This window comes from Microbacterium sp. Marseille-Q6648 (assembly GCF_943181415.1).
GTDB lineage: Bacteria > Actinomycetota > Actinomycetes > Actinomycetales > Microbacteriaceae > Microbacterium.
The window spans coordinates 370,463-389,757 of sequence record NZ_CALPBZ010000001.1; the positions used below are offsets into that span (position 1 = coordinate 370,463).

The 19,295-nt window shown below is 69.4% G+C and carries 14 protein-coding genes, 1 tRNA gene and 1 pseudogene; 4 read left to right on the plus strand and 12 right to left on the minus strand.

Going from position 1 to position 19,295, the window contains the following annotated elements; translation table 11 throughout:
* Positions 1 to 9 precede the first annotated feature (9 nt).
* Positions 10 to 1,071: an LLM class flavin-dependent oxidoreductase gene (locus NFR93_RS01770; RefSeq protein WP_251449618.1), complete on the minus strand. Its 1,062-nt coding sequence runs from the start codon at positions 1,069 to 1,071 to the stop codon at positions 10 to 12.
* Positions 1,072 to 1,309: 238 nt separating this feature from the next.
* On the opposite strand from NFR93_RS01770, the pseudogene NFR93_RS16030 reads away from it, so the two are divergent.
* A pseudogene (locus tag NFR93_RS16030) lies at positions 1,310 to 1,576 on the plus strand (hypothetical protein); the annotation flags it as partial.
* Between the two features lie 8 nt (positions 1,577 to 1,584).
* On the plus strand, positions 1,585 to 1,803 hold the full coding sequence (locus tag NFR93_RS01780; protein ID WP_251451578.1) for a hypothetical protein: 219 nt from the start codon (positions 1,585 to 1,587) through the stop codon (positions 1,801 to 1,803).
* 14 nt (positions 1,804 to 1,817) lie between these two features.
* Here the strand turns inward: NFR93_RS01780 and NFR93_RS01785 are convergent, their stop codons facing one another.
* Positions 1,818 to 3,491: a DUF885 domain-containing protein gene (locus NFR93_RS01785; RefSeq protein WP_251449619.1), complete on the minus strand. Its 1,674-nt coding sequence runs from the start codon at positions 3,489 to 3,491 to the stop codon at positions 1,818 to 1,820.
* Between the two features lie 55 nt (positions 3,492 to 3,546).
* Positions 3,547 to 6,186 carry a DNA polymerase I gene (polA, locus tag NFR93_RS01790; RefSeq protein WP_251449620.1) on the minus strand — a complete coding sequence of 880 codons (2,640 nt, stop codon included), beginning with the start codon at positions 6,184 to 6,186 and terminating at the stop codon, positions 3,547 to 3,549.
* A gap of 59 nt (positions 6,187 to 6,245) precedes the next feature.
* On the opposite strand from polA, the gene NFR93_RS01795 reads away from it, so the two are divergent.
* The gene (locus NFR93_RS01795; protein ID WP_251449621.1) at positions 6,246 to 6,677 is read left to right on the plus strand and encodes a hotdog fold thioesterase; all 432 of its coding nucleotides are present in this window, start codon (positions 6,246 to 6,248) and stop codon (positions 6,675 to 6,677) included.
* 51 nt (positions 6,678 to 6,728) lie between these two features.
* Here NFR93_RS01795 and NFR93_RS01800 read toward each other — a convergent pair whose 3' ends face one another.
* Positions 6,729 to 7,352 (minus strand): ANTAR domain-containing response regulator, encoded by a 624-nt coding sequence (locus NFR93_RS01800; RefSeq protein ID WP_251449622.1) that lies wholly within the window; start codon positions 7,350 to 7,352, stop codon positions 6,729 to 6,731.
* Between the two features lie 36 nt (positions 7,353 to 7,388).
* On the opposite strand from NFR93_RS01800, the gene NFR93_RS01805 reads away from it, so the two are divergent.
* Positions 7,389 to 7,471 (plus strand) — tRNA-Leu (locus tag NFR93_RS01805).
* A 53-nt stretch (positions 7,472 to 7,524) separates the two neighbouring features.
* Here the strand turns inward: NFR93_RS01805 and pyk are convergent.
* The 8 genes from pyk to NFR93_RS01845 form a co-directional block, all read right to left on the minus strand.
* On the minus strand, positions 7,525 to 8,973 hold the full coding sequence (gene pyk, locus NFR93_RS01810; RefSeq protein WP_251449623.1) for a pyruvate kinase: 1,449 nt from the start codon (positions 8,971 to 8,973) through the stop codon (positions 7,525 to 7,527).
* A 50-nt stretch (positions 8,974 to 9,023) separates the two neighbouring features.
* Positions 9,024 to 10,490 (minus strand): glutamate synthase subunit beta, encoded by a 1,467-nt coding sequence (locus NFR93_RS01815; RefSeq protein WP_251449624.1) that lies wholly within the window; start codon positions 10,488 to 10,490, stop codon positions 9,024 to 9,026.
* The gene (gene gltB / locus NFR93_RS01820; RefSeq protein ID WP_502846244.1) at positions 10,483 to 15,087 is read right to left on the minus strand and encodes a glutamate synthase large subunit; all 4,605 of its coding nucleotides are present in this window, start codon (positions 15,085 to 15,087) and stop codon (positions 10,483 to 10,485) included. The genes NFR93_RS01815 and gltB overlap by 8 nt, the downstream gene beginning before the upstream one ends.
* A gap of 72 nt (positions 15,088 to 15,159) precedes the next feature.
* On the minus strand, positions 15,160 to 16,143 hold the full coding sequence (gene lgt, locus NFR93_RS01825; protein ID WP_251449625.1) for a prolipoprotein diacylglyceryl transferase: 984 nt from the start codon (positions 16,141 to 16,143) through the stop codon (positions 15,160 to 15,162).
* A 53-nt stretch (positions 16,144 to 16,196) separates the two neighbouring features.
* Positions 16,197 to 16,991 carry a tryptophan synthase subunit alpha gene (trpA, locus tag NFR93_RS01830; protein WP_251449626.1) on the minus strand — a complete coding sequence of 265 codons (795 nt, stop codon included), beginning with the start codon at positions 16,989 to 16,991 and terminating at the stop codon, positions 16,197 to 16,199.
* A complete protein-coding gene (gene trpB, locus NFR93_RS01835) occupies positions 16,988 to 18,259 on the minus strand; it encodes a tryptophan synthase subunit beta (protein WP_251449627.1) in 1,272 nt (423 codons plus the stop codon). The genes trpA and trpB overlap by 4 nt, the downstream gene beginning before the upstream one ends.
* Positions 18,256 to 19,062, minus strand: a complete 807-nt coding sequence (gene trpC, locus NFR93_RS01840; RefSeq protein WP_251449628.1) for an indole-3-glycerol phosphate synthase TrpC — start codon at positions 19,060 to 19,062, stop codon at positions 18,256 to 18,258. The genes trpB and trpC overlap by 4 nt, the downstream gene beginning before the upstream one ends.
* Positions 19,062 to 19,292, minus strand: a complete 231-nt coding sequence (locus NFR93_RS01845; RefSeq protein ID WP_251449629.1) for a DUF6704 family protein — start codon at positions 19,290 to 19,292, stop codon at positions 19,062 to 19,064. Before NFR93_RS01845 ends, trpC begins: the two co-directional genes overlap by 1 nt.
* Positions 19,293 to 19,295 lie beyond the last annotated feature (3 nt).

Here is a 19,295-nt window from a genome sequence, read left to right on the forward strand (position 1 = left end):
CGGCGTCGGTCACGAGAGCATGTCGCGCACCAGCGGCGCCACCTCGGTGCCGTAGAGCTCGATCGAGCGCATCATCTTGGCGTGAGACAGTGTGCCGGTCGAGAACTTCATGTCGAAGCGGTCGGCCCCCAGCGTCGTCACGGTGGCGGCGATCTTGCGGGCGACGGTCTGGGGCGAGCCGACGTACAGGGCGCCCTCGGGGCCGACGTCGTGCTGGAACCGCAGGCGATTGTAGGGCGGCCATCCGCGCTCGCGCCCGATCGTGTTGTTCATCGCCTCGAACCCGGCGTAGGCCTCCTCCCACGCCTGCTGGTCGGATTCGGCGATGTGGCCGGGCGAGTGGACGCCGACCGGCAGCGCGTCCCTGCCGAGACTGGCGAGCGACCGCCGGTACAGGTCGGCGAAGGGACGGAAGCGCTCGGCCGGTCCGCCGATGATCGCGAGCATCAGCCCGTAGCCGTGTCGTGCCGCACGGACGACGGACTCCGGAGTGCCGCCGACTCCCACCCACGCCGGGAAGCCGGACGCGGTCTTCGGGTACACATCGGCGGTCTCGAGCGGCGGGCGCACCGAGCCCTGCCATGTCACCGGCTTCTCGTCGCGGAGCCGGGAGAAGAGTTCCAGCTTCTCGTCGAAGAGGGTCTCGTAGTCGCGGAGGTCGTAGCCGAACAGCGGGAACGACTCGATGAACGAGCCGCGACCGAGGATGATCTCCGCGCGCCCGTTCGAGACGGCATCGAGGGTGGCGAACCGCTCGTAGACGCGCACCGGATCGTCGCTCGAGAGCACGGTGACCGCCGTGCCGAGACGGATGTTCCGGGTGCGCGATGCGGCCGCGGCCAGCACGATCTCGGGGCTCGACACCGCGAACTCGCGACGGTGGTGCTCCCCCACCCCGAAGAAGGCCAGACCCACCTCATCGGCGAGGACCGCCTCGTCGACGACGTGGCGGATCGTCTGCGCGTGCGAGACGAGCTGACCCGCCTCGTCGAGGGTCACGTCGCCGAAGGTGTCGAGCCCGAGCTCCACCAGGGGCTGCGGGGCGGGTGTCGGAGCGGCTGAAGCGGTCATGCGGACTTCCCTATTCACTTGAATGGATTCGGTCACAGGCGTGAACCCCGACGCCGCACGTGGCATTCCCGCGCCCCATCGGCGTACCGTGTCGCCCATGGCCATCTTCGTCGATCGGGCCGCGGCCGGGCGGGAGCTCGCAGCGGTGCTGGAGCCCTATCGCGGTGTCGCGGCCCGGGTGTTCGGCATACCCCGCGGCGGCGTGGTCGTCGCCGCGGAGGTGGCCCGTCACCTGAGGATGCCGCTGCGCGCGGTGGTGGTCCGAAAGCTGGGAGCACCGGGCCACGAGGAGTTCGCCGTGGGAGCGATCGCCGAGGGCGTGCGCGTGATCAGCGACGACGCGCTCCGCCGCGATCGCATCCCGCCGGATGAGCTGGCGGAGGTCGAGCAACGGGAACGACGGGAGCTCGCGAGGCGAGGCGGGCTCTTCGCGAGCCAGGTCGAGCCCCTCGACGGTCTCACCGCGATCGTCGTGGACGACGGCATCGCCACCGGCGCCACCGCCGAGGCGGCATGCCGGGCGCTGCGCGCGCGGGGCGCGGCGACGATCGTCCTGGCGGTCCCCGGCGCCCCGTCCCGATGGGAGCCCGCCCCGATGTCGTCGACACGTACGTCTGCCCGCACCGGATGCCGGAGTTCTGGGCTGTCGGCGCCTTCTATGAGGACTTCACCCAGACCGAGGACGCCGAGGTCGCCGCCCTGCTGGACGGTGACCTCGGCGTCGATCGCTGACGGTTCCGACAGGCTCAGCGCACGAGGGCGGTGCGCAGCGTGTCCAGTCCCACACCGCCCACGTCGAGGGCGCGCTTGTGGAACTGCTTGATCGAGAACGACGCGCCCTCGCGCTCGGCGACCTCGTCGCGCAGCTGCTCCCAGATGCGCTGGCCGACCTTGTACGAGGGGGCCTGACCGGGCCAGCCCAGGTAGCGGTTGACCTCGAAGCGCACGAACTCCTCGGGCATGTTGACGTTCGCGAGCATGAACTGCAGCGCGTAATCGGCGTCCCAGACGCCGCTGCCGTCGGGACGCGGCTTCTCGAGGTGAACGCCGATGTCGAGGACGACGCGGGCGGCGCGCATCCGCTGGCCGTCCAGCATGCCCAGGCGGTCGGCGGGGTCGTCGAGGTAGCCGAGCTGCTGCATGAGACGCTCGGCGTACAGCGCCCAGCCCTCGGCGTGGCCACTCGTGCCGGCCAGCAGCCGACGCCACGAGTTGAGCTGCGCGCGGTTGTAGACGGCCTGCGCGATCTGGAGGTGATGACCCGGCACGCCCTCGTGGTAGACGGTCGTGAGCTCGCGCCAGGTGTCGAACTCGGTGACGCCCTCGGGCACCGACCACCACATCCGCCCGGGGCGCGAGAAATCGTCGGTCGGACCCGTGTAGTAGATGCCGCCCTCGTTGGTGGGCGCGATCATGCACTCCAGACGCCGGATCGGATTTGCGATGTCGAAGTGGGTGCGTCCCAGCTCGGCGACGGCGCGGTCGCTGGTCTCCTGCATCCACTTCTGCAGCGCCTCGGTGCCGTGGAGCTTGTGGGAGGGATCCTGCTCGAGGAAGGCCACCGCCTCTTCGACCGACGCGCCCGGCTTGATCTCATCGGCGATCGCCTCCTGCTCGGCGACCATGCGCGCGAGTTCTTCGATGCCCCATTCATAGGTTTCGTCGAGATCGATGGTGGCCCCGAGGAACCGACGCGAATGCAGTGCGTACAGCTCGCGACCGACGGCGTCCTTCTCCCCGGCGACCGGGGCGAGCTCGCCGCGCAGCATGTCGGCGAGCTCGTCATAGGCGACGCGGGCGGCGTTGGCGTTGTCGGCCAGGTCGCGCGCGAGCGCCGCCGGCAGCTGACCCTCTGCGGGCGCGGCATCTCCGGCGAACTGCGCGAAGAAGCCCGCCTTCGCGGTGTACCGCGCGATCTGCGTGACGACCTCCTCCACCTGGCGGCGCGCGGGCACGATGCCTTCGCCCATGCCGGTGCGCAGGGTCTCGACATAGCCGTCGACAGCCGCCGGCAGCGCATGGAGGCGCTCCGAGATGACCGACCAGTCGTCGGTGGTCGCCGTAGGCATCAGATCGAAGACGGCGCGCAGGTCCTGCGCGGGACTGGCGATGACGTTGAGGTCGCGCAGGTGCCAGCGCGCCTCATGCAGCTCGAGGGCGAGATCCAGTTCGCGCGTCAGGTCGGCTTTGGTGACGACATCGATGTCGTCGGTCGTGGGCGCATCGCGCAGCGCGTCACGGGTGCGGCGCGCGGCCTCGGCGAGGTGTTCGTGGCCGGCGGGCGACGTGTCGCCGAATCGGCCGTTGTGCTCGAAGCGGCCGATGTAGGTGGCGACCGTCGGCTCGAGTTCGGCAAGAGTGTCCACCCACGCGTCGGCGATCGTGTCGACCGGCGTGGGAATGCGGGAGGCATCAGTCATCCCTCGAGCCTAAACCGGCCCGCGCGCTCGAGCGAGGTGCGGGACCGGTCCGGAATCAGTGTCCTGCCTCGTTCCAGTCGCCACCGCGCCCGATCTGCACGTCGAGCGGAACCGACAGCGCCGCGGCATCTCCCATCCGATCCCGGACGACCTGCTCGGCGGCGTCCCACTCCCCCGGGGCGACCTCGACGACCAGTTCGTCGTGGATCTGCATGAGCACGCGGGACGCCAGGCCCTGGGCGGCGAAGTCGTCGTGGATGTGCACGAGCGCGATCTTCATGATGTCGGCGGCGCTGCCCTGGATGGGTGCGTTGAGCGCGGCGCGCTCTGCGTTCTCGCGCAGCACCCGGTTGGGGCTCGCGAGGTCCGGGAACGGCCGGCGGCGTCCGAAGATGGTCTCGGTGTACCCGTCGATGCGCGCCTGCTCGACCGAGGAGCGCAAGTAGTCCCTCACCGCGCCGAAGCGCGCGAAGTACTCCATCATGAGCTGCTTGGCCTCGGACTGATCGATGCGCAGCTGCTTGGACAGGCCGAACGCCGACAGGCCGTAGACCAGCCCGTACGACATCGCCTTGACCTTCGTGCGCATGGCGGCGGTGACGTCCTCGGGAGCGACGCCGAAGACACGTGCGCCCACGAACCGGTGCAGGTCCTCACCGGAGTTGAAGGCCTCGATGAGTCCCGGATCCTCGGACAGGTGCGCCATGATGCGCATCTCGATCTGGGAGTAGTCGGCGGTCAGCAGCGTCTCGTAGCCCGCGCCGACTTCGAAGGCCGCGCGGATCCGACGGCTCTCCTCCGTCCGCACCGGGATGTTCTGCAGGTTGGGATCCGTGCTCGACAGGCGTCCGGTCTGGCTTCCGGTCTGGACGTAGGTGGTGTGGATGCGGCCGTCGTCGCGGATCGATGTGTCGAGCGACTCGATGATCTGCCGGAGCTTGGTCGCCTCGCGATGCTGCAGCAGCAGATCGAGGAAGGGGTGGGGTGCGGTCTCCTGGAGGTCGGCGAGGACGGCGGCATCCGTGGAATACCCGGTCTTGGTCTTGCGCGTCTTCGGCAGCTGCAGCTCTTCGAACAGCACCTCCTGGAGCTGCTTCGGTGAGCCGAGGTTCACTTCGCGGCCGATGGCCGCGAAGGCGCGCTGCGCGATCCCGTCGGCGCGCTCCGCGAGATCGGCTGAGAACGCCGAGAGCTTCTCGTGCGAGACGGCGACTCCCGCCAGCTCCATGTCGGCCAGCGCCATGAGGGTCGGCAGCTCGATCTCGCGCAGGACGACGGCGACCGCGTCGGGGAGTTCTGCGCGCAGCGCCTCGGTCACGCGGAGTGCGAACCAGGCGAGCTGTCCCGGCGTCGCGCCCTCGGTCTCGGGCACGAGCTGCGTCGGATCCGCCTCGGGGAGCTTCTCGTCGAGATACCGATCCACGAGATCGGCCAGCGTTCTGTCGGGGAAGCTCGGCCGCAGCAGCCACCCCGCCAGGATGGGATCGAACGCGAGCCCTCCGACGGGAACGCCCACTCGGCGAAGCGCCTTCACCTGGTTCTTGGCATCGCTGAGGATCTTCGGGGCCGGACCCGCCAGCCAGGATCCGAGCGCCGCGGACACCTCGTCGCTCCAGTCCGCCTCGGCCGCGGCATCCGTCGTGGCGACGCCGATGCGCCGGGGAGTGCCGCCCTCGACGACGAGGCTGATCGCGACCTCGCCGTCGGCGGACTCCACCCAGGTCGCGAGCTCCGCGGGGGTCACCTGCGCCGGCGTCGGCATCGGTTTCGCCGGACCCGCGGTGGAGGGCGCCATCGCCTCGTCGACCCCGGCGGCTTCGAACACGCGCGGGAGCAGCGTGCGGAACTCCAGCCGGGCGAAGATCTCGCGCACGGCCTGCGCGTCGATCGGGCGCACCTGCAGGTCGGCCGGTCCGACGGGCAGCTCCACGTCGGTCAGCAGGCGGTTGAGCGCTCGGTTGCGGCGGACATCGTCGAGGTGTTCGCGGAGATTTCCCCCGACGACGCCCTTGATCTCGTCGGAGCGCGACAGCAGCTCGTCGAGGGACCCGAACTGCGTCAGCCACTTCACCGCCGTCTTCTCGCCCACCTTCGGCACGCCGGGCAGGTTGTCGCTGGTCTCGCCCACGAGAGCGGCGATGTCGGGGTACTGCGCGGGCGGCAGGCCGTACTTCTCGAGGACCGCCGCGGGGTCGTACCGCTTGAGCTGCGACACACCCTGCACGTTCGGGTAGAGCAGCGTGACGTCGTCGGTGACGAGCTGGATGGTGTCGCGGTCGCCCGAGCAGACGAGGACCCGGAACCCCTGCTCGGCAGCCTGAGTGGCCAGGGTGGCGAGGATGTCGTCGGCCTCGATGTCCTCCTTCTGGAGCACGGGGATGCTCATGGCGGCCAGGCAGTCCTGCAGCAGCGGGATCTGCCCCTTGAACTCCGACGGCGTCTCGGAGCGGTTGGCCTTGTACTCGCTGTACTCGCGGGTGCGGAAGGACTGCCGCGACGTGTCGAACGCGACCGCCATGTGGGTCGGCTTCTCAGCCTTGATGAGGTTGACGAGCATGGCCAGGAACCCGTAGATGCCGTTGGTGTGCTGGCCGTCCTTCGTCGAGAAGTTGTCGACGGGGAGAGCGTAGAAAGCCCGGTACGCGAGCGAATGGCCGTCGACGACGAGGAGGGTAGGCTTTGCGGAGTCCGTCACCCCGACAGCCTAGTCGGGGCCTTCGACAGCCCTGTCCCGGTCGATCCCGAAGGTGCGCCATGCCCGAGAACTCCCCCGCCGACGCCGACGGTCTGGAGTGGGCATCGCGCCGCGGCATGGGTGCGCTGGCCGAGCGGATGGGGATGGCGTTCACCGAGTTCTCGGTGGAGCGGTGCGTCGCGACCATGCCGGTCGAGGGGAACACCCAGCCGGTCGGCCTCATGCACGGCGGTGCGTACGTCGTCCTCGGCGAGTCCCTCGGCTCGATGGCGGCGAACCTGCACGCGGGTCCCGGGCGACTCGCGGTCGGAGTCGACATCAACGCGACGCACACGCGCTCGGCGACGTCGGGGGTGGTGACCGGGGTGTGCACGCCGGTGCACCTCGGCCGCACCATCACCGTGCACGAGATCGTCGTGACCGACGATCAGGGCAGGCGCTGCTCGACCATCCGCATCACCAACCACATCCGCGTCATGCCCCGGGAATGACAGAGCGGATGCCGGAGGTTCCGGCATCCGCTCATCGTCGACGCTCGGGTGTCAGCCCTTCTTGGGCGCGAGCTGTTCGATGATGGCCTTGGCGACGTCCTGCATGGTGAGACGGCGATCCATCGACGCCTTCTGGATCCAACGGAAGGCCTCGGGCTCGCTCAAGCCCATCTTCTCGTTGAGGAGGCCCTTAGCGCGGTCCACGAGCTTGCGGGTCTCGAACCGCTCGACCATGTCGGCGACCTCGGCCTCGAGGGTGATGATCTGCTCGTAGCGGGCCAGGGCGATCTCGATCGCCGGCAGCAGGTCGTTGGGGGTGAAGGGCTTGACCACGTAAGCCAGGGCCCCTGCCTCGCTCGCGCGCTCGACGAGCTCCTTCTGGCTGAAGGCGGTGAGCAGCACGACCGGTGCGACGTGGTTCTTGCTGAGCTTCTCGGCCGCCGAGATGCCGTCGAGCTGGGGCATCTTGACGTCCATGATGACGAGGTCCGGACGCAGCTCGGTGGCCAGCTGGACCGCCGTCTCGCCGTCGCCGGCTTCTCCGACGACGTCGAAGCCGTTGTCGCGGAGGATCTCGACGATGTCGAGGCGGATCAGCGACTCGTCCTCCGCAACGACGACGCGACGAGGTGTCGAAGGGGCTGCGGGGACGTTCTGCTCTTGCTCGGTCACCATTGAATCCTACGGTATGGTCAATCGCGGACGTGCCCGGCCGGTGTGGCGGAATGGCAGACGCGACCGACTCAAACTCGGTTGCCCGAGAGGGCGTGTGGGTTCGACTCCCACCACCGGTACGCCCAGAGCGGCGCCCCGCCGAAGGCAGGGCGCCGCTCTGGTCCCGCGGGCGTCAGTCGCGCGTCTTGTAGATCGGCGCCTTGCCGTGTACCGCGTCTCCGACCTTGTGGATGCGGATGTCGTTGGTCGAGCCGATGATCCCGGGAGGGGAGCCCGAGATCACGACGACCTTGTCGCCCACCTTGGCCAGGTCGTTCGACAGCAGATAGTCGTCCACCTGGATGAACATCAGATCGGTGTGCGCGACGTGCTCGACGAGCGTCGACTGCACGCCCCAGGTCACCGCCATGCGGCGACGGATCGCGGGCTCCGGCGCGAACCCGATCATCGGGATGTGCGGACGCAGGCGCGACATCCGGCGGGCGGTGTCGCCGGACTCGGTGAAGATGCAGAGGTACTTGGCCTCGACGAACTCCGCCACCTCCATCGCGGCGAGGGTGATCGCGCCACCCTGCGTGCGCGGCTTGGTGGTGAGGGGGGCGATGCGCTCGAGACCGTGCTCTTCGGTGGACTCGATGATGCGCGCCATGGTCTCGACGACGATGACGGGGTACTCCCCCACGCTCGTCTCGCCGGACAGCATGACCGCGTCGGCGCCGTCGAGGACGGCGTTGGCGACGTCGCTGGTCTCGGCGCGGGTGGGCACCGGACTGTTGATCATCGACTCGAGCATCTGCGTCGCGACGATGACGGGCTTGGCCATGCGCCGGCAGAGCTCCACCGCGCGCTTCTGCACGATCGGCACCGCTTCGAGGGGCAGCTCGACGCCGAGGTCGCCGCGGGCGACCATGATGCCGTCGAACGCGTCGATGATCTCTTCGAGGTTGTCGACCGCCTGCGGCTTCTCGATCTTGGCGATGACCGGGACGTGACGTCCCTCCTCGGCCATGATGACGTGCACCCGCTGCACGTCCTTCGCGCTCCGGACGAACGAGAGCGCGATGAGGTCCGCACCCGCCTGGAGGCCCCAGCGCAGATCCGCTTCGTCCTTCTCCGACAGTGCGGGGACGTTCACGGCGACGCCGGGAAGGTTGATCCCCTTGTTGTTGGAGACCGGACCGCCGACGATGACCTTCGTGGTCACGACCGTCCCGTCGGATTCCACGACCTCGACACGGACCTTGCCGTCGTCGATCAGGAGGGTGTCGCCGGGCTTGACGTCCTGCGGCAGTCCCTTGAACGTGGTGGAGCAGATCTCCTTGGTGCCGGGGATGTCCTCGACGGTGATCTTGAAGATGTCGCCCTCGGCGAGCTCGTGGGGTCCGTCGGCGAAGCGGCCGAGGCGGATCTTCGGACCCTGCAGGTCCACGAGCACCGCCACGGCGCGTCCGGCGTCATCTGCCGCCTTGCGGACGTTGGCGAAGTTGTTCTCGTGGACCGAGTAGTCCCCGTGGCTGAGGTTGAAGCGGGCGACATCCACTCCGGCGTCGATGATGGCTCGCACCATCTCGTACGTCGAAGTCGCGGGGCCCAGGGTGGCGACGATCTTGGCGCGTCTCATTCCGTGCTTTCTCCGGTGGGGTATTCGGATGGCCGAAGGCCGTGGACAGCCTACGCGTGCTGCAGACCGATGGCGACATCGGTCGGGCGGACCGGGGCGGGCAGTTCCGTCTCGCCCATGAGGAACTCGTCGACGCGCGCTGCGGCGGCGCGTCCCTCGGCGATGGCCCACACGATGAGCGACTGACCGCGCCCCGCGTCGCCGGCCACGAACACGCCCGAAGCGGTCGCCTGGTACTCGTCGTCGCGGCGCAGGATGCCCCGGTCGGTGAACTGGGCGCCCAGCTGCTCCTCGAGTCCGGCGCGCTCGGGCCCGGTGAAGCCCATCGCGATGAGCACCAGGTCGGCGGGGATGTCGCGCTCCGTGCCGCTCTTGGGCACACGGCGGCCGTCGACGAACTCGGTCTCGGCCACGCGCAGCGCGCGCACCTCGCCGGCGTCGTTGCTCAGGAACTCCACGGTAGAGGCGAGGTAGCTGCGCTCCCCGCCTTCCTCATGGGCCGACGAGATCTCGAACACGGTCGGGGCCATCGGCCACGGCTGGTGGTCGGGGCGCTCGGAGGGCGGCTGCTTGCCGATCGCGAGGTTGGTGACGCTCAGGGCGCCGTGGCGGTGCGCCGTTCCGATGCAGTCCGCGCCGGTGTCGCCGCCGCCGATGACCACGACGTGCTTGCCCTCGGCGCTGATCTGGTTCGGCACGCTGTCTCCTGCGACCGCACGGTTGGACTCGACGAGGTACTCCATGGCGAAGTGCACGCCGGCGAGGTCGCGGCCCGGGATGGGGAGGTCTCGCGGGATCGTCGCGCCGGTCGCGATGACCACCGCGTCATAGCGGGCCCGCAGGTCCGCCCACGAGATGTCCTTGCCGATCTCGACGCCCGCTCGGAAGCGCGTGCCCTCGTCCTGCATCTGCCGGAGGCGCGATTCGAGGTGGCGCTTCTCCATCTTGAAATCGGGGATGCCGTAGCGCAGGAGTCCGCCGATCCGGTCGTCGCGCTCGAAGACCGCGACGGTGTGACCCGCGCGGGTCAGCTGCTGGGCTGCGGCCAGACCCGCAGGTCCGGACCCGACGACGGCGACCGTCTTGCCGGTGAGGCGGCCCGGAGGCTCCGCTTCCACCCACCCGTTCGCGAAGGCCTCGTCGATCGTCGAGACCTCGATCTGCTTGATCGTCACGGCGGGCTGGTTGATGCCCAGCACGCACGCGCTCTCGCAGGGGGCCGGGCACAGGCGGCCTGTGAACTCGGGGAAGTTGTTGGTGGCGTGCAGGCGCTCGATGGCCGAGCGCCCCTCGCCGCGCCACGTGAGGTCGTTCCACTCCGGGATCAGATTGCCCAGGGGGCAGCCCTGATGACAGAACGGGATGCCGCAGTCCATGCACCGCCCCGCCTGTCGGCGGATGACGGCGGAATCGGCGTTCTCGTACACTTCCTTCCAGTCCATGATGCGGACCGGAACGGGCCGGCGGGGCGGGAGCTCCCGCTCGGTGACTTTCAGAAAGCCCTTCGGGTCAGCCACCCGTCACCTCCAGAATGCGTCCCCAGACGACGTCGCCGTCGGGGTCGAGCCCCTCGGCGACCGCCGCCTGGCGGGTCTGCAGCACGGCCGCGTAGTCGCGCGGGAGCACCCGCACGAACCGGCCGAGCTCGTTGTCGAAGTCGTCGAGCATCGCCTGCGCGAGCGTCGACCCGGTCTCGGCGACGTGCTGCACCAGCAGGTCGCGCAGGATCTCGGCATCGCCGGATCCCAGTTCACCGAGCTCCAGCTCGCCCGCCGCGAGCGCCTCGCGGTTGACCAGTTCGCGCTGGAGGCCGTAGACGTAGGCGGTTCCGCCCGACATGCCGGCCCCGAGGTTGCGGCCGGTGTCGCCGAGGATGACCGCGAGGCCGCCCGTCATGTATTCGAGCGCGTGGTCGCCGACGCCTTCGACGACGGCCGTGGCTCCGGAGTTGCGGACGAAGAACCGTTCGCCCACCACGCCGCGCAGGAACATCGTGCCCTGCGTCGCGCCGTAGCCGATGACGTTGCCCGCGATGACGTTCTGCGACGCATCGAAGGTGGCCCCGCGCGGCGGACGCACGACGATCTGGCCGCCGGACAGGCCTTTGCCCACGTAGTCGTTGGAGTCGCCCTCGAGTCGCAGGGTGATGCCGGCCGGGAGGAACGCCCCGAACGACTGCCCCGCAGATCCGGTGAGGTCGATCTCGATCGATCCGGTCGGCAGGCCGTTGGCGCCGTGCGCGCGCGTGACGTGGTGACCGAGCATGGTCCCGACCGCGCGGGCGGTGTTGCGGATCGGCAGGCCGATGCGAACGTGACCACCGTGGGCGATCACATCCTGGGCCCGCTCGATCAGCGCGACGTCGAAATGCTCGTCGAGCTCGTGGTCCTGCGGGCGGAAGTTCCTTCGCGGCTCGTCTTCTGCGAAGACGGGTCCGCCGATGACGGGGGCCAGGTCCAGCCCGCTCGCCTTCCAATGGTGGATGGCACCGTCGACATCGAGCAGCTCGGTGTGGCCGATCGCCTCATCGAGCGTGCGGAAGCCGAGCTCCGCGAGATACTCGCGCACCTCTTCGGCGATGAACTCCATGAAGTTCACGACGAACTCGGGTTTGCCCGTGAACCGGGCGCGCAGCGCGGGGTTCTGCGTGGCGACGCCCACCGGGCAGGTGTCGAGGTGGCACACGCGCATCATGATGCAGCCCGAGACCACGAGCGGCGCCGTGGCGAAGCCGAACTCCTCGGCGCCCAGCAGTGCGCCGACGATCACGTCGCGCCCGGTCTTGAGCTGACCGTCGACCTGCACCACGACGCGGTCCCGCATGCCGTTGAGCATGAGGGTCTGTTGCGTCTCGGCGAGTCCCAGCTCCCACGGCGTGCCGGCGTGCTTGAGAGAATTCAGAGGGCTCGCGCCCGTGCCGCCGTCCTGCCCCGAGACGAGGATGACATCGGCCAGCGCCTTGGCGGTGCCCGCCGCGACGGCGCCGATCCCCGACTGGCTCACGAGCTTGACGTGCACGCGTGCGCCCGGGTTGGCGCGCTTGAGATCGAAGATGAGCTGCTTGAGGTCTTCGATCGAGTAGATGTCGTGATGCGGGGGCGGGGAGATGAGACCGACGCCGGCCGTCGCATGACGCGTGCGGGCGACCCACGGGTAGACCTTCGTCGGCGGCAGCTGTCCGCCCTCACCGGGCTTGGCGCCCTGGGCGAGTTTGATCTGGATGTCGTCGGACTCCGTCAGATAGAGGCTCGTGACGCCGAACCGGCCGGAGGCCACCTGCTTGATGGCGCTGCGGCGCTCCGGGTCGAGGAGTCGGTCGACGTCCTCGCCGCCCTCGCCGGTGTTGGACTTGCCGCCGATGCGGTTCATCGCCACAGCGAGCGTCTCGTGCGCCTCCTGCGAGATGGAGCCGTAGCTCATCGCGCCGGTCGAGAAGCGCTTGACGATCGCCGACACCGGCTCCACCTCGTCGAGGGGAACGGGCGTGCGCTGTTCGGTCTTCAGCCGGAACAGTCCACGCAGCGTCTTCAGCTCGTGGGCCTGGTCGTCGACGAGCTTGGTGTACTCGCGGAAGATGTCGTAGCGACGTGTCCGCGTGGAGTGCTGCAGACGGAACACGGTCTCGGGGTTGAACAGGTGAGGCGACCCGTCGCGACGCCACTGGTACTCGCCACCGGTCCACAACCGCTCGTGGGCCCGTACGGCTGCGTCCTCGGGGTATGCGTACGCGTGGCGAGCGGCGTTCTCGGCGGCGATGACGTCGAGCCCCACTCCCCCGAGCTTCGTCTCGGTCCCCGTGAAGAAGGCGTCGACGAACTCGTGCGACAGGCCGATCGCCTCGAACACCTGAGCACCCGCGTACGACGACACCGTCGAGATGCCCATCTTCGACATGATCTTCAGCACACCCTTGCCGAGGGCGTAGATCAGGTTCTTGACGGCCTTCTCGGGGGTGACGCCGTTGATGTACCCGGCGCGGACGAGGTACTCCACCGTCTCCATGGCCAGATACGGGTTGACCGCGGACGCACCGTAGCCGATCAGCGTCGCGACGTGGTGGACCTCCCGCACGTCTCCGGCCTCGACGACGAGCCCGACCTTCATCCGGGTCTGCTTGCGGATGAGGTGGTGGTGCACGGCCGCGAGCATGAGCAGCGACGGGATCGGTGCCAGGTCCTTGTTCGAGTCGCGGTCGCTCAGGACGATGAACTCCGCGCCGTCCTCGATGGCGTGATCGACCTCGACGCACATCTGCTCGAGCCGCTTGCGCATGCCCTTGTGTCCGGCTTCGACGCGGTACAGCCCGCGGATCGTGACCGAGCTCCGCCCGGGCAGGGCCGTGTCGATGTGCTGGATCTTGGCCAGCTCGTCGTTGTCGATGACAGGGAAGTCGAGGGTGACCGTCCGGGCGTGGTCGGGTCCCCACGTCAGCAGGTTCCGCTCGGGGCCGAGACCCAGCGAGAGCGAGGTGACGACTTCTTCGCGGATGGAGTCCAGCGGCGGGTTGGTGACCTGCGCGAACTGCTGGGTGAAGTAGTCGAAGAGCAGCCGTGGACGATCGCTGAGGACGGCCACCGGCGTGTCGCTGCCCATCGCCCCGAGCGGCTCGGCGCCGTTCTGGCCCATGGGGGTCAGGAGGATCTTGACCTCCTCCTCGGTGTACCCGAAGGTGCGCTGACGGCGCGTGATCGAGGCGATCGGGTGCACGATGTGCTCGCGCTCGGGAAGGTCGGCGAGCTTGACGCGACCGGCATCCAGCCACTCCTGCCAGGGCTCGAGGGTAGCCAGCTCGCGCTTGATCTCCTCGTCCTCGACGATGCGGCGCTGTGCGGTGTCGACGAGGAACATGCGGCCCGGGCGCAGTCGGCCACGACGCTTGATCCGGGCGGGTTCGAAGTCGAGAACGCCGGTCTCGCTGCCGATCACGATGAGACCGTCGGTTGTCTCGGTCCAGCGGCCCGGACGCAGTCCGTTGCGGTCGAGGGTCGCACCGACGAGGGTGCCGTCGGTGAAGATCAGGGCGGCCGGCCCGTCCCACGGCTCCATCTGTCCCGAGTGGTACTCGTAGAACGCGCGCAGGTCGGGATCCATGTCGGCCTGCTTCTCGTAGGCCTCGGGAACCATCATCATGATCGCGTGCGGAAGGCTCCTGCCGGTGAGGGTGAGCAGTTCCAGCACCTCGTCGAACGACGCCGAGTCACTGGCCCCCGGTGTGCAGATGGGAAGGAGCGGCTCGATCTCGCCGAGCAGCTCGGACTCGAGCTGCGAGTGCCGCGCCCGCATCCAGTTGCGGTTGCCGTTGACGGTGTTGATCTCGCCGTTGTGGGCGAGCATCCGCAGGGGCTGCGCGAGCGGCCACGACGGGAAGGTGTTGGTGGAGTAGCGCGAGTGGACGACCGCGAGCTCCGAGGCGAACCGCTCGTCCTGGAGATCGGGGTAGAACGGCTCCAGCTGGAGCGTGGTGACCATGCCCTTGTAGCCCAGGGTGCGCGAGGACAGCGACACGAAGTACGCGTTGAGCTCGGTGCGCGCACGCTTGCGCAGCCGGAACGTGCGGCGATCGAGGGCGAGCCCGGACAGGGCGGGGGCGTCCCCCACCGCCGGCCGAGAGACGAACAGCTGCTCGAACGCCGGTCGAGCGTCGAACGCGAGCCGGCCGAGATTCTCGTCGGACGTCGGCACTTCGCGCCAGCCGAGCACCTCGAGGTTCTCGCTCGCGGCGAGGCGCTCGATGCCGGCCTTCTGTGCAGCGCGCTCCTCCTCGCCGCGGGGCAGGAAGATCATGCCGGCGGCGTACTCCCCCGTGGGGGGCAGGTCGAAGTCGACGACGGCTCGCAGGAACTCGTCGGGCATCTGCGTGAGGATGCCCGCGCCGTCGCCGGTTCCGGCATCCGACCCGATGGCTCCGCGGTGCTCGAGGTTGCGCAGCGCGGTCAGGGCCAGGTCGATGATGTCGTGACCGGCGTGACCGCGCAGGGTCGCCACCATGGCCAGACCGCAGGCGTCCTTCTCGAAGTCGGGGTTGTACATCCCCTGCTTGGGGGGGAACGCGTCCAGTCGGTGCGCGCTTGCCGCCTCGGACGAGGCGCCGTGACGGGGGCTCGAAGAAGCCATACCTACCGTCCTCACGTTGATGCTCAAGATGGGACGACGTCGGCCCGGGGTGCTCCGCCATGGGAGCATGCGTTATTTCGTGGCGACAGAGCTTGTGGCTGTGCTCGCGGGGACGTCGTCGGACTGCGGTTCGCTGACGTCGACGAAGTCATCGGTGTTCTGCGATTGTACAGAACCTTCGGGCGCCCACTCGCGGCCCGGCACGTACGGGGACGGCTCGAAGCCCGGGTGGCGGCGCTTCTGGATGACGATGATGGCCAGGCCGATGACGACGCCGAGGATGGCCGCCCACACGTTGGTGCGCAGCCCGAGGATGATCTCGCTCGGATCGATGCGGATGGACTCCCACACGATGCGGCCCGCGCTGTACCACGCCAGGTAGGCGCCGAACAGGCGCCCCCACTGCATGCGCGTGCCGCGTCCCAGCCACAGCAGGACCGCGACGCCGAGGACGTTCCAGACGACCTCGTACAGGAACGTGGGGTGGAAGAGGGTCCCCGCTTCGAGGCCGGGCGGGAAGGCGGCGTTGTCGCTGTCGATCTCGAGACCCCAGGGCAGGTCGGTGGGAAGCCCGAACAGCTCCTGGTTGAACCAGTTGCCGAACCTGCCGATGGCCTGGGCGAGCAGGATGCCGGGAGCCAGGGCGTCCGCGAAGGTCCAGAAGCGGATCCCGGTCCAGCGGCATCCGAGCCAGGCTCCGACGGCCCCGCCGATCAGGGCGCCGTAGATCGCGATGCCGCCCTCCCAGATGTACAGGGCGGTCAGCGGATCCGCGCCGGGTCCGAAGTAGAAGTCCCAGTGGGTGAGCACGTGGTAGATCCGAGCCGCCACGATCGCCAGGGGGACCGCGACGAGGGCGATGTCGATGACGACCCACGGCTCCGCACCGCGTCTGGTGAGGCGGTGATTGGTCAGCAGGACGGCGGCGATGATGCCGGCGATGATGCACAGCGCGTAGAAGTGGATGCGCAGGGGGCCGAGGTCGATGAAGCTCACCGAGGGGCTCGGGATGCTGGAGACGACGCTGAGAGCGAAGCTGTTCGCGGCGTGGATCATGGCAGTCGAGGTCCTTGGAGTCGGGATCGCCGGCGTCGGCCGACGTGAGAAGTCTAGAGCGCGTGAGTCGCCGTGCCCGCGGCGAGCTCGCGCGCGGTCGCCGACAGACCCGGCACACCGCCGTCGCGGAGAGCCCGGACGAGGGCGGTTCCGACGATCGCACCGTCGGCGTACTCGAGTACGCCCGACACCTGACCGGGGGTCGAGATGCCGATGCCGACGCACGCGTGCTGGGCGCCGTGCGCGCGAAGCCGCTCGACCAGCGTGCGGGCGGCCGCATCCAGCTCGGCCCGCTCACCGGTGATGCCCATGGTCGAGACGGTGTAGACGAAGCCGGTGGAGCGGGAGACGATGAGCTCGAGCCGCTCGTCCGTCGAGGTGGGAGCGGCAAGGAACACCCGGTCCAGCCCCGTGCGCTCGCTCGCGGCGATCCACTCCTCCGCCGCATCCGGGGTGATGTCCGGAGTGATCAGACCCGCGCCGCCGGCGGCCAGGAGCTCGTCGGCGTAGCGGTCGACGCCGAACTGCATGACGGGGTTCCAGTACGTCATGACGAGCACCGGGACGTCCACGCGCCGCGTGATCTCGCGGACCGCGGTGAAGGTGTCACGGAGCTTGAATCCCGCAGCGAGCGCCGTCTGCGTCGCCTCCTGGATGACCGTGCCGTCCATGACCGGATCGGAATACGGCGGCCCGAGCTCGAGCACGTCCGCTCCGGCTTCGGCAAGGGCGACGGCGGCGTCGATGCTCGTCTGCAGGTCGGGGAACCCGAGCGGCAGGTACCCGACGAAGGCGCCGCGACCGGCGTCGTGCGCGGCTTGGATGGCGGCGGCGACGCGAGAGGTCACAGCTTCGTCCCCTCGCCCTTGGCTTCGTCCGCGGGCCCCGCGGGCGCCACCGGCGAGCCGTTGTGGAGCGCCTCGGCGTCGTAGAGCTCGAACCAGCGCGCCGCGGTGTCCATGTCCTTGTCGCCGCGGCCCGAGAGGTTGATCGCGAGGATCGCGTCGGGGCCGAGCTCGCGTCCGATCCGCAGTGCCCCCGCCAGCGCGTGGGCGGACTCGATCGCGGGGATGATCCCCTCGGTGCGCGAGAGCAGCCGCAGCGCCTCCATGGCTTCGGTGTCGGTGGCCGGGATGTACTGCGCCCGACCGATCGCGGCGAGCCACGCGTGCTCCGGGCCGACGCCGGGGTAGTCCAGACCCGCCGAGATGGAGTGGGACTCCACGGTCTGGCCGTCCTCGTCCTGCAGCACGAAGGTCCGTGCGCCGTGGAGCACGCCGGCGCGTCCTCGCTCGATCGAGGCGGCGTGGCGTGGCGTGTCGACGCCGTCGCCGGCGGCTTCCACTCCGTAGAGCTTCACGTCGGCGTCGTCGAGGAAGGCGTCGAACATGCCGATGGCGTTGGATCCTCCGCCCACGCAGGCGAAGACGGCATCCGGCAGCCGGCCGACCTCGTCGAGCAGCTGAGCGCGGGCCTCCTCGCCGATGACCTTCTGGAAGTCCCGCACCATGGCGGGGAAGGGATGCGGACCGGCTGCGGTCCCGAAGATGTAGTTGGTGGTCTCGACGCTGGCGACCCAGTCGCGGTAGGCGTCGTTGATGGCGTCCTTCAGCGTGCGGGATCCGGTCGTGACGGGGACGACCTCCGCGCCGAGCAGGCGCATCCGGGCCACGTTGAGCGCCTGACGCTCGGTGTCGACCTCGCCCATGTAGATCGTGCAGTCGAGACCGAACAGTGCGGCTGCGGTCGCGGTGGCCACGCCGTGCTGGCCGGCGCCGGTCTCGGCGATCACGCGCGTCTTGCCCAGGCGCTTGGTCAGCAGCGCCTGGCCGAGCACGTTGTTGATCTTATGCGAGCCGGTGTGGTTGAGGTCCTCGCGCTTGAGGAAGACGCGCCCGCCTCCGGCGTGGGCGGCGAAGCGGGGCACCTCGGTGATGATCGAGGGGCGACCCGCGTAGGTGCGCAGCAGATGCGTGAACTCGGCCTGGAAAGCAGGGTCCGCTTTGGCCGCCTCGTACTCGACGGTGAGCTCGTCGATCGCGGCGATGAGGGACTCGGGCATGTACCGGCCGCCGAAGTCTCCGAAGAACGGTCCGGGTGCTTCTCGCAGGCTCACAGCGTCTCCTCACGTGCGCCGCGCGAGTCGCCCGCCTCGAGGAACGCGGCCATGGTGGTGACGGGGTCGCCCGTCACCAGGGCTTCGCCGATCAGCACGACGTCGGCGCCCGCTCGGCGGTAGTGGGTGACGTCGGCGGGGGTGAGAACCGCGGACTCCGCGATCTTCACCGCATCGGCGGGGATCCGCTCGACGAGCCGGCCGAACAGGTCGCGGTCCAGCTCGAAGGTCGAGAGGTCGCGGGCGTTGACGCCGATGAGGCGGGCGCCGACGTCGGCGGCCCGGTCGACTTCGTCGGCCGAGTGCGTCTCGACCAGGGGGGTCATTCCCAGCTCGAGGGTGAGGGCGTGCAGTCGGGTCAGCACGGAATCGTCGAGGGCCGCCACGATCAGCAGCACGAGATCGGCGCCCGCCGCGCGGGCCTCGATCACCTGGTACTCGGTGGCGATGAAGTCCTTGCGCAGGACCGGGACGCTGACGGCGGCGCGTACGGCTTCGAGATCGGCGAGGCTGCCCTTGAACCGGCGGCCCTCGGTGAGGACCGAGATCGCGGACGCACCCCCCTGCTGGTACAGCAGGGCCTGGAGGGCGGGATCGGGGATCGCGGCGAGGTCGCCGCGGGACGGGCTCGCGCGCTTGACCTCGGCGATGATGCGCACACGCTCCGCGGGAGCGAGGGCGGCGAGGGCGTCACGCGCGGGAGCCTGTGCGGCGGCGGCACGCTCGACCTCTGCCAGAGGCCTCGAGGATGCGCGCGTCTCGGCGTCCTGTACCGCGCCGGCCGTGAGGTCGGCGAGAACCATCAGTGCTCTTTCGTCAGGTACTTCGAACCGCCGACGCCGTACCCGGCCTTGGCCATCGCCCAGCCGACGATCAGTCCGACGAGGACGAGGGCGGCGGACGCCCACACGAGCCAGGCCACAGAGAAGAAGAACGCGACCGTGCCGATCGTGATCGCGACGAGCATGATCACGACAGCGGTCCAGGCGGCGGGCGAGTGTCCGTGGCCGGGATCGCCGATGGGGTTGCTCATGGA